At 69.7% G+C, this 14328-nt stretch carries 10 protein-coding genes and 3 tRNA genes; 6 read left to right on the top strand and 7 right to left on the bottom strand.

Going from position 1 to position 14328, the window contains the following annotated elements; genetic code table 11:
• Nucleotides 1–48: 48 nt before the first annotated feature.
• The 3 genes from IEY70_RS06685 to IEY70_RS06675 all read right to left on the bottom strand — a co-directional run bounded on the left by IEY70_RS06685 (nucleotide 49) and on the right by IEY70_RS06675 (nucleotide 4879).
• A complete protein-coding gene (locus IEY70_RS06685) occupies nucleotides 49–1044 on the bottom strand; it encodes an inorganic phosphate transporter (RefSeq protein ID WP_189064227.1) in 996 nt (331 codons plus the stop codon).
• Between the two features lie 19 nt (nucleotides 1045–1063).
• Entirely contained in the window at nucleotides 1064–1702 is a 639-nt protein-coding gene (locus IEY70_RS06680; RefSeq protein ID WP_189064226.1) for a DUF47 domain-containing protein, read from the bottom strand.
• 117 nt (nucleotides 1703–1819) lie between these two features.
• Nucleotides 1820–4879, bottom strand: a complete 3060-nt coding sequence (locus IEY70_RS06675; RefSeq protein WP_189064225.1) for an alpha-amylase family glycosyl hydrolase — start codon at nucleotides 4877–4879, stop codon at nucleotides 1820–1822.
• 109 nt (nucleotides 4880–4988) lie between these two features.
• Here IEY70_RS06675 and IEY70_RS06670 point away from each other — a divergent pair, with 109 nt between their 5' ends.
• Complete coding sequence (locus IEY70_RS06670) at nucleotides 4989–5273, top strand: DUF427 domain-containing protein (RefSeq protein ID WP_189064224.1); 285 nt, start codon at nucleotides 4989–4991, stop codon at nucleotides 5271–5273.
• 28 nt (nucleotides 5274–5301) lie between these two features.
• On the opposite strand, the gene IEY70_RS06665 is transcribed toward IEY70_RS06670, so the two are convergent.
• From IEY70_RS06665 to IEY70_RS06650, 4 genes are all read right to left on the bottom strand, one after another.
• The gene (locus tag IEY70_RS06665; RefSeq protein WP_189064223.1) at nucleotides 5302–6453 is read right to left on the bottom strand and encodes a GGDEF domain-containing protein; all 1152 of its coding nucleotides are present in this window, start codon (nucleotides 6451–6453) and stop codon (nucleotides 5302–5304) included.
• Nucleotides 6454–6602: 149 nt separating this feature from the next.
• Complete coding sequence (locus IEY70_RS06660; RefSeq protein ID WP_189064222.1) at nucleotides 6603–7343, bottom strand: 5-oxoprolinase subunit PxpA; 741 nt, start codon at nucleotides 7341–7343, stop codon at nucleotides 6603–6605.
• Complete coding sequence (locus IEY70_RS06655; protein ID WP_229777700.1) at nucleotides 7333–8328, bottom strand: 5-oxoprolinase subunit C family protein; 996 nt, start codon at nucleotides 8326–8328, stop codon at nucleotides 7333–7335. Before IEY70_RS06655 ends, IEY70_RS06660 begins: the two co-directional genes overlap by 11 nt.
• Nucleotides 8325–9005, bottom strand: a complete 681-nt coding sequence (locus IEY70_RS06650; RefSeq protein WP_229777699.1) for a 5-oxoprolinase subunit B family protein — start codon at nucleotides 9003–9005, stop codon at nucleotides 8325–8327. Before IEY70_RS06650 ends, IEY70_RS06655 begins: the two co-directional genes overlap by 4 nt.
• Before the next feature lie 85 nt (nucleotides 9006–9090).
• Here IEY70_RS06650 and IEY70_RS06645 point away from each other — a divergent pair, with 85 nt between their 5' ends.
• From IEY70_RS06645 to IEY70_RS06625, 5 genes are all read left to right on the top strand, one after another.
• Nucleotides 9091–10359 carry a nitrilase-related carbon-nitrogen hydrolase gene (locus IEY70_RS06645; protein WP_189064221.1) on the top strand — a complete coding sequence of 423 codons (1269 nt, stop codon included), beginning with the start codon at nucleotides 9091–9093 and terminating at the stop codon, nucleotides 10357–10359.
• 80 nt (nucleotides 10360–10439) lie between these two features.
• Nucleotides 10440–10527, top strand: a tRNA-Ser gene (locus tag IEY70_RS06640).
• Between the two features lie 18 nt (nucleotides 10528–10545).
• Nucleotides 10546–10633, top strand: a tRNA-Ser gene (locus tag IEY70_RS06635).
• A 37-nt stretch (nucleotides 10634–10670) separates the two neighbouring features.
• Nucleotides 10671–10747 (top strand) — tRNA-Arg (locus tag IEY70_RS06630).
• A 168-nt stretch (nucleotides 10748–10915) separates the two neighbouring features.
• The gene (locus IEY70_RS06625) at nucleotides 10916–14293 is read left to right on the top strand and encodes an SNF2-related protein (RefSeq protein WP_189064220.1); all 3378 of its coding nucleotides are present in this window, start codon (nucleotides 10916–10918) and stop codon (nucleotides 14291–14293) included.
• Nucleotides 14294–14328 lie beyond the last annotated feature (35 nt).

Raw genomic sequence — 14328 nt, 5'->3', positions numbered from 1 at the left:
ACGCACGGCACTCGTCCTCCCCCAACTTCAGCTTCTGGTAGGCGGCACTCAACCCAGCAGCAGCAGCGCCTTGTGGAACAGCCAGCCGAGCACGATGCACACGGGAATCGTGAACACCCACGCCTGCACGATCCGGCCCGCGACCTGCCACTTGACCTTCCTGAAGCCCTTGGTGGTGCCCACGCCCATGATGCTGGTGCTGATGGTGTGCGTGGTGCTGACCGGGATGCCCAGCGCGGTGGCGCCCGTGATGATCGCGGCGGCGCTCGCCTCGGCCACGAAGCCGTCCACGGGTTTGAGGTCCACGACCTTGAAACCCATGGTCTTGATGATCCGCCAGCCGCCGATGCTGGTGCCCAGGCCCATGGCGGTGGCGGCCGACAGGATGATCCACAGCGGCACCTGCTCGACCTGCGTGCCCAGGTAGGCGCTCAGGGCGAAGGTCATGATGCCCATGGCCTTCTGCGCGTCGTTGCCGCCGTGACTGAAGGCCATGAAGGCCGCCGAGCCGATCTGCAACCAGCGGAACGTGCCGGTCACGGTGCGGGGCCGCATGTGCCGCAGCACCAGCCAGGACAGCAGTGCCATCAGCAGGATCGGCACGATGAAGCCCAGGACGGGACTGGTGAACAGACCCGTGACGGTCTTCTGCACGCCCTTGGGAATGATGATGCCCCACCCGCCGGCCGCGACGCCCGCCCCGACCAGCGAGAAGATCAGCGCGTGGCTGGAGCTGCTGGGCAGGCCCTTCCACCACGTGAACAGGTTCCAGAGGATGGCGCTCAGCAGCGCCGCGCCGGTCAGTTGCAGGGTCGCGTACTCCTGCGGGACGATGGACGTGGCGATGGTCTTGGCGACGGCCGTGCCCGCCAGCGCGCCCACCACGTTCAGCACGGCGGCCATGGCGATGGCCTGCGCGGGCGTCAGGACCTTCGTGGCGACCGAGGTCGCGATGGCGTTCGCGGTGTCGTGAAAGCCGTTGATGAAGTCGAAGGCCAGCGCCAGGAAAATAATCAGAAGAAAGCCGATCAGCAGGGGATCCATAACAGTCCGGTCCCGGCGCTCAGGCGTTCTTCAGCAGGATGCTTTCGACGGTCTTCGCGACCCGCTGCGCCTGATCGCTGGCGTTCTCGATGAGCGCCACGATCTCGCCGCCACGCATGGCGCGGATCATGCCCGGCACGTCGTTCACGCCGTCGTACAGGGTGCGCTGCACCTCGTCGCTGATGGTGTCGCCCTGGTCTTCGAGCGCGCGGATCTCGCGGGCGATGCGGGCCAGTTCACCCAGCTGCGCCTTGTTCTCGATCAGCGGCATTCCCTGCGCCAGCAGCGCGCACTGCTGCTCGACGATGCGGGCCAGTTGCGCCATCTGCGGCAGGGGTTTCTCCACGCCGTACAGGCTGAGTTTGCGCGCGGCATCCTCCATGTCGTCCACGAGGTCGTCGAGTTCGTTGTTCAGGCTGATGATGTCCTCACGGTCGAACGGCACGATGAAGGACTCGGCGAGCAGGTTGGTGATCTCGCCGGTCAGGCGGTCGCCCTCGTGTTCCAGGTCGCGGACCTTCTGCACCTTGGCGTCCACGTCGGTGTAGTTTTCGAGCAGGTCCACGAGCGCGGTGGCGGTCGCGTGGGCGTTGCGGGCGGCTTCAGCGAACTTCTGGCTGAACTTGGGGTTGGTGGGCATGAATTTTGACAGAACCATGACAATCCTCCTGATTGTCCGCCGGACTGTCATGGAAATGTCAGCTCCGGTGGGCAAGGTCAGGCGGGAGGGCCAGTCTGGGCGCCTCCCGCCGGTCGAAGAATCAGTGTAGCGGGTTCAGGGCAGCCTGAGGGGTTCCGTGAACGTCGCGCGGCACTGCTGCGTGCAGTCGGTGCTGTTCGCGCCGGCCGGGGTGCTGCCCGCGTCCGGGATGATGTCGCCCGCCCCGTAGCCGTCCCCGCCGAAGATGCCGCCCATCAGCTTGGTCCCGGTGGCGGGCTTGCCGCTCAGGCCCAGCGCCGTCCAGGGAATCGCGAGTTCCACGGTCTGGTCGGGGGCCGCGCCGCTGCTGGCCTGGAGGTAGTCGGCGGCGTTCACCTCGGGCGTGGCCGTGTCGCTCTGCACGAGGCGCAGCTGGGCCTTCTCGGTGCCGTAGCGGGCGATGAAGGCGTTCACGCCGTCCACTTGGCCGCTGAAGGTCGCGGCGCGCTTCCAGGCGTCGAACTGATCGGCCTGTTTCGCGCCGCCGGGCGCAGTGTCGAGGTACAGGATGGCGCTGTTGCCGTCCACGCGGTACGTGTACGCGAGGTACAGGAAGTCCGCGTCACTGTCGGCCCGCAGGGTCAGCCAGTTGTTGTTCGCGCCGAAGGTGCCCTCGGCGGGGCTCTGCACGCTGACGGCGGGGGCCGTCCAGTCGTTCAGGTTCCCGTCGATGGTGTACTTCGTGCGGATGTCGCGTGCCAGGTCGATGTTCGCGTCCTGCGCGGGCGCCGTGACGTTCAGGGTGCCGTCCAGGTAGCCACCGGCGCTGGCTTTCAGGGTCTGCGCCCCGGCGGGGACGCGCAGGGTGTACGTGCCGTCCGGGAAGGTGATCGCGTAGTTCAGGGCCGGGTTGGCGCCCGTCGCCTCCACGAGTGCCCCGCCCAGGTTCTGCCCGCCGCCCGTGACGCGCCCGGTCACCGTGGCGGCCGGGACGGGCTGCTCGGTGAAGTCGTACGTGCCGCTGTAGGCGTTCCCGTTCGTGCCGACCACGTAGGCGCGGTCACCCTGGCCCGGGGCCTCGTAGCCGCCGTTCTTCGCGCCCGCACTGTCGTTCCCGAACTTGAACTTCACCTCGCGGAACAGCGGGAGGTCGATGCTGGTCTTCCACACGCCCGGCGTGTCCTGCGTCATGGAGTACTCGACCTGACTGCCGGTGTCGAAGCGGCGCAGTTCGACGGGGCCGTTGCCCTGCGTGCGGGCGTCCACGGTGAACGTCACCTTGGCGGTGTTCTTGCTGCTCGGCGTGCCGCTGGCCGTCACGCCCTTGCTCTCGGCCCCGGCGCTGTCCACGGTCACCACTCGGAAGGTGGTGGTCACGTCGTTCGTCAGGCCGCGCACCAGGAAGCTGCCCTGCGTGGCCGGGATGGGCGCGAAGTTCACGAGGCGCTCGGTGCCGCCCGCCCCCTTCACGTACACGCGGTACCCGGCGACCTTCGCGTCGGTGCTCGGCGTCCAGGTCAGCTGCGCGGCGCTGTCCCCGGCCAGCACGGTCAGGCCCGCGACCTCCGGCAGGGCCGCGTTCACGGTGCCTGCCGCGCCGGACCCGCCGGGCGCGGTGACGGCCAGGACGCTGCGGGCGGGCACGCGGCCCACCAGTTTGCCGCCGCTGACGCTCAGGGTGTTGGCGCGGCCCGTCACCTCGGTCAGGGCGGTGCCCGCGAAGGTGCCCAGCAGCGGAATCCCGCCGCCACTCAGGCTGCCCAGATCCAGTTCCGTGTCGCCGTTGTTCACGACGAACACCACCGGTTGCCCGGCCACGCCATTCACGCCGCTGATCACGCGGCGGTACGCCAGGACGGGCACGCCGCCGTTCGGGCGCCAGAGTTCCTGCTGCGCGCCGCGCGTCAGGGCGCGGTACTTCGTGCGGGCGGCGGCCAGGGCACCCAGGCGCTCGTCGAGCGTGCTGCCGCCCAGGCGGGTGAAGTCCATGTCCTCGCGGTTGCCCTGTCCCAGCGGGTAGTCGTAGGGGTCGCCCTTGCCGGGCTGGGCGTATTCGGTGCCCTGCCAGACGCTGGGCGTCCCGCGCGAGAAGTACATGGTGGACAGTGCCATGTCCAGCCGCTCGGCGGCCTGCGCGGCGCTGCCGCCCCGTTCGGTCACCTCGGTCACGAAGCGGCGCACGTCGTGGTTGTCCACGAAGGTCGTCAGGCGGGTCGGGTCGCGGTACACGCCGTCCTGCGCGAACACGTCCGCCATGCGGTCCAGGTTCCCGCCCGCGCTGCTCATCTGGTCCTTGAACGAGAAGTACAGCGCGAAGTCGAACACGCTGGGCGCGCCCAGGTCGTTCATGAAGCGCGCGAGGTACGCGGGGTTCCCGTCGAACACCTCGCCGACCGACCAGATCTTCGCCGGGTCGCCCGCGCCGCCCGCCCTGAAGAACTGCGTCCAGTACGCGTCCGGGACGTGCTTCATGGTGTCGATGCGCAGCCCGTCGATGCCGGTCGCGCCGCGCCAGTACGTCACGAAGTCGTTCAGGTACGCCGTGACCGCCGGGAGTTCCTGCTTGAAATCCGGCAGGCCCGCCAGGTCGCAGTCGGTGGTCTTGTTGCTCGACGCGTCGCAGTCGGCCTTCGTGTGGAACCAGTCGGGGTTCGTCTTCGTGAGGGTCGCGCCGTACCCGGCGTGGTTCACCACGATGTCCTGAATGACATTGATGCCGTTCCGGTGCGCCGTGTCGATCAGCGCCCTGTACTCGTCCAGGGTCCCGAAGTGCGGATCGACCTTCTTGAAGTCCTCGGCCCAGTAGCCGTGGTACCCCGCAAAGGGTTTGCCCTGGCTGGGGCCGCTGCCCGTGTTGATGGCGGGCACCTGCAGCACGACCGGGCTGACCCAGATGGCGGTGAAGCCCATCCGTTTGAAGTACCCGTCGTCGATCTTGGCTTTCAGGCCCGTGAAGTCCCCGCCGTGCCACGCCAGCGGGTTGGTGCGGTCGGCGCGGTCCCCGGCGTCGCGGTTCGGGCCGTTGTCGTTGGCCGCGTTGCCGTTGGCGAACCGGTCGGTCATGGCGAAGTAGATGACCTCGTCCTGCCACATGCGAGGAGTTGCGGTGGGAGCCTTGAACAGGCTACAGGCCGACAGGGACAGCGTGAGGGCCGCCAGGGCGCCCGCGCGCCCGACCATATGGAAGCGTTTCATGTAGGCTTTCATTGAAAGCGGAAGCGCTTCCGGAAGTCAACCTTCACCGAATGCTCACGCGGAAAGCCCGGCAACAGTCACGCCCGCCCGCCGCCCGTAGCGTGAACCCATGAAAGCCACCTGGAACGGCGCGACCATCGCCCAGTCCGACGACACCGTCGTCGTCGAGGGTAACCACTACTTCCCCGCGGGCAGCGTGAACCCCGGGTACCTGCGCCCCAGCGCCACCCACACCACCTGCCCCTGGAAGGGCGAGGCCAGCTACCACACCCTGCACGTGAACGGCCAGGAGAACCCCGACGCCGCGTGGTATTACCCCGAACCCAAGGACGCCGCCCGGCAGATCACCGGGCGGGTCGCGTTCTGGAAGGGCGTGCAGATTACCCAGGACTGAAGGGCACCCAGGACTGAACGGGGCGGGGTCAGGCAGGCAGCGCCTGCTGCGCGCCGCCCAGATCCTGCGGTTCCTCGTAACTCGCTTCCTGCCACACGCCCAGCGCCACGCGGTTCTGCGAACGCGACTGCACCGACACCAGCGCGTCCTGTGCTTCCTGCCACAGCGCCTCCGGGTCCGGGTGCTCCGCGTGGAACGCGACACCCACACTGACGGTCAGGTTCACGCCCTCCAGCGGACGGGACGCGATCCGCACCCGCAGCCGCTCGCAGGCCGCGCGGGCGGCGCGGGCATCAGGTGTGCGCATGACCATCACCAGCTGATCCGGCCCCAGGCGACCCAGCACGTCCTGATCCCGCACGACGCCCAGCGTCACGCGCGACAGGTGCGCCACCAGCCGCTCGGTGAACCCCAGCCCGTACTGCTCCTGCAACGCGCCCAGGCCGTCCACGCCGATCACGGCCACGCTGAGCCCCTCGGGCCGCCGCTGGAATTCGCGGGCCAGCACGTCCTCGATTCCGTGACGGTTGGGCAGCCCGGTCAGTGGATCGTGCTCGCCGGGCAGACCGCCGCCCAGCAGGTCGCGGCGCATGTTGCCCAGCGTGCGCAGCACCGCGCTGTGCTGCCCGGCCAGCAGGATCACGGACGCCAGCAGCGTCTGCAGGACCATCCCCACGATCGGCGAAGTCCAGCCGCCGTGCCCGGCCACGTACGTCAGCAGCAGCGCCGTCACGCCGCCCAGGCCCAGCACGTTCAGCGGAACGCTGTCCTGGCGGCCCAGCAGCCACAGGTGCGAGGCGACCATCACCGTGATCCACGGCCCCATGCCACTCAGGGTGGCGAGCTGCAACTCGGTCGGCACGCGGAACAGCACGAACCACAGGCTGCCCAGCAGGTACGTCCAGGCGCCCAGCAGCGTGGTCAGGTGCAGGGTCCGCAGCGGCACCGTGACGTTGTAGGTGCTGGCGGCCGCGCCGGCCATCAGCAGGGCCAGCAGCGGCAGCGCGGCCCGCTCGAAACTGCTCATGGGCAGGTACAGCATCTTCAGCAGCAGCGCCAGCAGCACGACGCCCAGCAGGCGGCGGTTCAGGGTGCGGCGATCCAGACTGTCGCGGACCACTCCACCGTCCGCCTGACTGGAGGTCAGGTGGTCCCTGCGGGAAAGGGGAGGGCGTCTCATCTTGCCTCACAGTGAAGCAGGTGAACTCTCACGCTGACCTGACAGTCAGTTCCTCCCCCCCCAGAGCCCCCCCGGCGGTACCCCCATCCCCAGAGACGGAGTCCCTATCAGGTCGGCGCGATCATGTCGGCTCTATCAGGTGGGCGCTATCAGGTCGGCGCCGCGACCCGCACGCCCGCCTCCAGCAGCGCCCGGCGGAGGTCACCGGCCAGGGCCGCCGCCTCGGGACCGTCGCCGTGCAGGCACAGCGTCCCGGCCGGAACGGCGATGTCCTGTCCGGTCACGGCGCGCGTGCGGCCCTCCCGCGCGATCCTCACGCCCTGCGCCGCCGCGTCGGCCGCGCCGAGCAGGTCGCCCGCCTGACCGCGCGGCCACAGCGTTCCGTCCGGGGCGTACCCACGGTCCGCGAAGCCCTCGCCCAGCGCCCGCAGGCCCAGCGCGGCCGCCTCGCGCAGCATCACGCTGTCCCGGCCCGCCAGCCCGAAGTACACCCCGATGCCGCTGTCGGCCGCCGCCCGCGCCACCGCCCGCGCCAGCGCCGGGTCACGCGCGGCCATGTTGTACAGCATGCCGTGCGGCTTGACGTGACTCAGCCGAACGCCCTCGCGGGCCGCCACGGCCTTCAGCGCCTCGATCTGCTCGCGCACGAAGGCCGTGACCTCGGCTGGTGGGAAGTGCAGTTCGCGCCGCCCGAAGCCCTCGCGGTCCGGGAAGCCCGGATGGGCGCCCGCCGCCACCCCGAACCGCGCCGCGAGCCGCAGCGAATCCCGCATCGTTTCCGTGTCCCCGGCGTGCCCGCCGCACGCGATGTTCGCGCTCGTCACGGACGCCATGACCGATTCCTCGTGCGCGCTGCCCTCACCCAGGTCCGCGTTCAGATCAATCTGCATGGGCGCAGCATAGTGGAGCGCTCCCGGCTCCCGCGTACCAGTGCCGCAGCGCCCATTCGGCCTGCCGCAGCCCCCGCTCGTGCGCCCACAGCGCCGCGCGGGCCTGCGCGGCCGTGACGGGCTGCAGGGTCACGCGGTCACCGGGCCGTAACTGCCCCAGCCGGGGCAGGTCCGCGCTGATCACGACCAGCGGCGTGGGGTACCCGCCGTGCGTTCCGGCGTCCGGCAGCAGCACGATGGGCTGCCCGTACGGCGGCACCTGCACCATGCCCGGCACGTTCGGCACACTGGCGCGCGCCGGATCGTGCGGCGCGGCGACCACCCCGCCCAGCCGCGCGCCCATGCGGTCCGCCTGCGCGCTCACCGTGAACGTCTGCCCGGTCAGGGCGGCCAGCAGGTCCGGCGTGCCGTCCGGCGTGACCTGCACCCGCAGCGTGTGGTCCGGCCCGACCGGCGTGCGCAGCTCCGGCGACACGAACGCCCGCGCGGGCCGGACGGGCGGCAGGGAAGACCACGCCAGCCGGTCCCCGGCCCGCAGTGCCCGCCCCTGCATGCCCCCGAACGCACTGCGCAGGTCCGTGCCGCGACTGCCGAACACCTCCGGGACGTCCAGCCCGCCCCGCACCGCCAGGAACGCCCGCGCGCCCGCCGGGGTACCCCCGATGCTCAGGCGGTCCCCGGCCCGCACCGGCACGGCCCGCCAGGGCGCGAAGGGCCGCCCCGCGCCGTCCGCGCCGACCAGCGCACCCCCGAACGGCGCGCCGCACAGGCTGACCAGCGCCGCCGCGTGAAACAGCAGCGTGGGACCGGCCAGCGTGACCTCCAAGCCCGCCGCGCGACTCTCCGGCGCGTTCCCGACCAGGGCGTTCGCCAGCCGGCGGGCCGCCCCGTCCGCCGCGCCGCCCGCCGGGACGCCCAGCGCCCGCACGCGCCGCCCGGCGTCCTGCACGGTGGACTGCATGCCCGGCCGGATCACCTCGATCACCCTTCACCTCCGGCTGTAACCGCCCGGAACTGCACGCGGTCCCCGGCCCGCCACGGCACCGGCTCGGGCCGCGACAGGTCGAACAGACTCAGGTCCGTGTGACCCACGATGCGCCAGCCGCCCGGCGTGCCGCTGGGGTACACGCCGGCCCACGGCCCGCCCAGCGCCACGCTGCCCGCCGGAACCTGCGCTCGCGGGGCGTCCAGGCGCGGCATCCGCAGGAACGGCGGCAGGCCCGTCAGGAACGCGAAGCCCGGCGTGAACCCCAGGAACGCCACCTCCAGCGTCTGCGCGCACAGCGCCGACACGAACGCCCCCACGGTCAGCCCGGCGTGCGCCGCGCACCACTCCAGGTCCGGGCCGCCCGCCCCGCCGAACACGACCGGCACCACCAGCGTCCGCGCGGCTCCTGCCGGTTCGTGTGCCGGGCGCTCCGGCAGTCCTGCCAGCCGCCCGCGCAATGCCGCCTCCAGCTGCGCGGCGTCCAGCTGCAACGGATCGAACAGCACGGTCAGCTGCGCCAGCGCCGGAACGACCTCCAGCACGCCCGGCAGCGGCGTGTCCCGCAGGTCCGCCAGCAGCGCCCGCGCGCGCGGCGTGCCCACACTCAGGGCCGCGTCCCCCAGACACGTGAAGACCAGACTGTCGAAGTCTGCCCCGGACATCTCGCCACTCACGCCCCCCATGCTACGGGTTCCGTCCGGCCCCGCACAGCGCAATCCTGCTGCGATCTCACGCGCCGACCGCTACGCTGAGCGGCACATGACCTCCCACCCAACCGCCCCGGACCGGGTCGTGCGCGCCGTGGCCGTGCAACCCAAATGGCACGCCCACGACTTCACCGACGCCGACGCCTTCCGCCGCTGGATGCGCGCCCAGCTGGAAGCCGCCCGCCCGCACCTGAGCGCCGACCACCCCACCCTGGTCGTCCTGACCGAACTGAACGGCCTGCCGCTGGTCCTGCGCGGCGGCCACTGGGCACTGCGGCTACGCACCTTTGAGCGCGTGGCGCTGGCCCTGTTCCTGGCACGGCTGCCGCGCACGCTGCCCATCCTGCTGCGCGAACGCGTGTCACCCATCCGCGCCCTGCAACTCGCCGGAATCGACGAGAACACCGCCCTGTACCTGCACACCTGCCGCGACCTGGCCCGCGAGTACGGCGTGTACCTCTGCTGCGGCAGCGCCCCCACACCCCGCTACCGCGTGCGCGGCCGCCAGCTGACCCGCGCGCCCGGCATCCTGACCAACCAGACCGTCCTTCTCGACCCGCAGGGCGACCTGATCGGCGTGACCGACAAGGTCCACCTCACCCCCGACGAGCAGGCGGGCGGCGTGGACCTCACCCCCGGCGACCTGAATGAACTGCGCGTGTTCCCCACCCCCGCCGGGAACCTGGGCGTCGCCATCAGCCTCGACGCCTTCCGCCCCGACGTGATCGGCACGCTGGAAGCGCAGGGCTGCACCGTCCTGCTGCAACCCGACGCGAACGGCTCCCCCTGGACCGCCAAGGAAGGCCTGCCGCCCGACCCTGCCCACATCCGCGACCAGACCGTCGCGTGGCTGGAAAGCAGCTGGCAGGTCACCAGCACCAGCGCCCAGATCCGCTACGCCGTGAACCCCATGGTCGTCGGCAACCTCCTCGACCTCACCTTCGACGGCCAGAGCGCCATCACCGGCCCGCCCGAACAGGCCCCCCAGCCCCGCAGTTACGTCCTGACCGACCCGCGCCCCGGCTTCCTGGCCCTGACCCCCTGGGTCGAGGACGGCACCCCCGACCACCTGCGGCAGGCCGGACTGAACCGCGCCGCGCACAGCGGCCACCCCCTGGAAAACCAGTACCGCACCGACACCCTGCACGCCGACCTGACCCTGCCCGCCACCCCCCTCACGCCCCCCGAACCCACCCCGCACGAAACCGCGCTGCGCGCCCTGCTGCGCGGCGAGGCCCACGCCCCCCGCCCCAGGCTGTGGCCCTGGGCGCTGGCCGCCCTGACCCTGCTGACCCTGCCGCTGCTACGCCGCCGCCCCTGACCCGCATTTGACAGGACGCGCCCCCCCTCATATACTTCCTCTCGCGCCTGAGTTAAGCGACGGCGCGCCCCGCCATGCAGGGGGGGTTGGCCGAGTGGTTGAAGGCAACGGTCTTGAAAACCGTAGTAGGGCAACCTACCGGGGGTTCGAATCCCTCACCCCTCGCCAAAACATGACAACCGGACTGGAGAGGTGGGTGAGTGGTTGAAACCGCACCCCTGCTAAGGGTGTATACCGCAAGGTATCGAGGGTTCGAATCCCTCCCTCTTCGCCACCATTCAACGCCAGCACGTTGAATACACAAACAGGACGTGCCCGTAGCTCAGCTGGATAGAGCGTCTGACTACGGATCAGAAGGCCAGGGGTTCGAATCCCTTCGGGCACACCACAGAAACTCCCTCCCAGAGGGGGTTTTTCATTTTGGTCACGCGCACGGTCAGGGGCACGTGCCTTGTTCGTGCCTTGTGGATGATTGGCCGTTGCTGCCGCTGTCTGCCTGCGGCCCCCAGGTGGACAGCGGCAGCGAGGTCACCTGAGCTAACCTGCCTGCAGACCCATGCCGAAGATCCTGGACAACATCAATGACAAGCTGCTGGACGACCTGCGTATCTCTATGGGTTCGGCGCTGCGCGCGGACTTCTGCGTGGGGTACTTCAACCTGCGCGGCTGGAAGCTCATTGATGACCTGACCGACCAGTGGTCCGGGGAGGGAGACGCCCGCACGCGTCTGCTGGTGGGGATGCAGGATCTGCCGGAAGGAGAGTTGCGCTCCTCGCTGAGTCTGCTGGAGAGGCACGACGGACTGGACAACAAGGAGGCCAAGCGGCTCAGGCGGCGCGTGGCGGAATCGTTCCGGCAGCAGCTGATGCTGGGAGCCCCGTCGAACAGTGACGAGGTGGGCCTGCGCCGCCTGAGCCGTCAGCTGAAAGAAGGGAAGGTGCAGGTCAAGCTGTTCCTGGGCTTCCTGCTGCACGCCAAGTTGTACCTGCTGCACCGGGCGGATCACGCCGCGCCGCGCGTGGCGTATGTGGGCAGCAGCAACCTGACCTTCGCGGGCCTGAAACGGCAGGGTGAGCTGAACGTGGACGTGGTTGACCCCGACGCCACGCAGAAGCTCGCGCGGTGGTTCGAGGACCGCTGGACGGACCGCTGGGCCATCGACATCACCCTGGAACTCGCGCAGATCATTGATGAGAGCTGGGCAGGCGAGCAGGGCCACCAGCCGCACGACATCTACCTGAAGATGGCGTACCACCTCTCACGCGAGGCCCGCGCCGGGGTGGGTGAATTCCGGATTCCGCAGGACCTGCAGAAGATCCTGTTCCCGTACCAGACGGCTGCCGTGCAGATCGCAGCGCACCACCTGAACAAGCGGGGCGGCGTGATGCTTGGGGACGTGGTCGGCCTGGGCAAGACGCTGATGGCCACGGCCCTGGTACGGGTCATGCAGGAGGCCGCGCCGATCCGGACGCTGATCATCTGCCCGGTGAACCTGGTGCCCATGTGGGAGGACTACGTTCACAGGCACGCCCTGCTGGCGAAGGTCATGCCGATCAGCCGCGTCACGAAGGGCCTGCCGGACGAGAAGCACTACCAGCTGGTCCTGATTGACGAGAGCCACAACCTGCGCAACCGCGAAGGGAAACGCTACCGCGCCATTCAGGAGTACGTGGCCTTTCACGAGAGCAAGGTCATCCTGCTGTCGGCCACGCCGTACAACAAGAGTTACGAGGACCTGGGCGCGCAACTGCGGCTGTTCGTGCCCGAGGACGCCGACCTGGGGATCCGTCCCGAGGAACTGATCCGCGAGACCGGGGAAGCGGACTTCCGCGCGAAGTACCAGGCGCCCGTGCGCAGCATCGCCGCGTTCGAAAAGAGCACCCACGCGGACGACTGGCGCGACCTGATGCGCCTGTACCTCGTGCGCCGCACCCGTTCGTTCGTGCAGGCCAACTACGCCGAAGAGGACCCGACCGACGGCCGCCGCTACCTGACGTTCAGCGACGGGCAGCGCGCGTACTTCCCGGTGCGCCGCCCCCGCACCGTCACGTTCGCCGTGGATGAAAGCGACCCTGCCGACGTGTACGCCCGCCTGTACGCCCCGGACGTCGTGGACACCGTGGGGCAGCTGGCCCTGCCCCGCTACGGACTGGGGAACTTCATTGCCGACAAGGCCCGCCGCGAGGCGAAAGGGGCCGAGAAGGAAGTGCTGGACAACCTGGGCCGCGCCGGGAAACGTCTGATCGGGTTCTCGCGCACCAACCTGTTCAAACGCCTGGAAAGCGGCGGGGCGACCTTCGTGCAGTCCCTGGAACGCCACGTCCTGCGGAACTACATCTTCCTGCACGCCCTGGAGAACGGGAAACCCCTGCCGATCGGCCCGCAGAATGCCGAATTGCTGGACGAACGGGATGACGACGAGGGCACCCTGTTCAGCACCGACGGCGAGGCCACCACGCCCGCCGAACCCACCGCCGACACCGCCGAGTCCCTGAACACCCTGGACCTGACTGAGGCCGCCTACCGCGCCCGCGCCGCACAGGTGTACGCCGTGTACGAAACGGCCTTCAAGAAGCGCTTCCGCTGGATCCGCGCGGAACTGTTCACGGGTAAGCTCGCCACGGCCCTGCGGCAGGACGCGCGCGCGCTGCTGGACATCCTGACTGCCGCCGGGGAGTGGAAGCCGGAACACGACCCGAAACTGAACGCTCTGCACACCCTGCTGACGCAGACACACCCGAACGAGAAAGTCCTGGTGTTCACGCAGTTCGCGGACACCGTGGAGTACCTCGTGCGGGAACTGCGGAAACGAGGCGTCACGCACATCGAGGGCGCTATCGGGTCCAGCAAGGACCCCACGGAACTGGCGTGGCGGTTCTCGCCCGGCAGCAACAACAAGACCTACGCGCCCGATCAGGAACTCCGGGTGCTGATCGCCACGGACGTCCTGAGCGAAGGGCAGAACCTTCAGGACGCGCACGTCATCGTGAACTTCGACCTGCCCTGGGCGATCATCCGCCTGATTCAGCGGGCAGGCCGCGTGGACCGCATCGGGCAGCAGGCCCGCGAGATCGACGTGTACTCCTTCCTGCCCGCCGACGGCGTGGAACGCCTGATCAACCTGCGTGCCCGCGTCCGCCAGCGCCTCGCGGAGAACGCCGAGGTGGTCGGCACCGACGAACGCTTCTTCGAGGACGACGAAACCCAGAAACTCGTGGACCTGTACAACGAGAAGTCCGGTCTGCTGGACGGCGAAACCGACAACGAGGTCGACCTGGCCAGTTACGCCTACCAGATCTGGCAGAACGCCCTGAAAGAAGACCCCAAGCGCAACGCCTACATTCCCGCCCTGCCCGACGTGGTGTACAGCACCAAGGCCCACCACGTCACCGCGAACGGCCCCGGAGGCGTGCTGGTCTACACCCGCACCCCCAGCGGCTACGACGCCCTCGCCTGGATGGACGAGGAGGGGCAGAGCGTCACGCAGAGCCAGCTGAAAGTCCTCCAGGCCGCCGAGTGCCTCCCGGACACCCCCGCCCAGCCGCGCCTGGACCACCACCACGACCTCGTCCGGCAGGGCGTGGCGCACATCGCCGCGCAGGAAGCCGGACTGAGCGGCGGGCAACTGGGCCGCCCCAACGGCGCCCGCGCCCGCACGTACGAACGCCTGAAGCACTACTGGGAAAGCCTGGAAGGCAACCTGTACGCCAACCCTGACTTGGCCCTGGCCATCGACGACATCTACCAGCACCCACTGCGCGCCGCTGCCGCCGACACCCTGTCCCGGCAACTGCGTAGCGGCATCGACAGCGCAACTCTGGCAGCGCTGGTGCTGAGTTTGCGCGATGATGACCGCCTCATCCTGCGCAGCGACGACGACGAAACGGCCCGCGAACCGCAGATCATCTGCTCACTCGGCCTGCGCCCCGCCTGAACCGACCCCACACGACCCACCACCCGCCCCGGCCC

It is taken from the genome of Deinococcus seoulensis (assembly GCF_014648115.1).
In the GTDB taxonomy this organism is placed as follows: Bacteria; Deinococcota; Deinococci; order Deinococcales; family Deinococcaceae; genus Deinococcus; species Deinococcus seoulensis.
The sequence above is the reverse complement of the archived record's forward strand: the minus strand, read 5'-3'. Positions and strand labels throughout refer to the sequence as shown.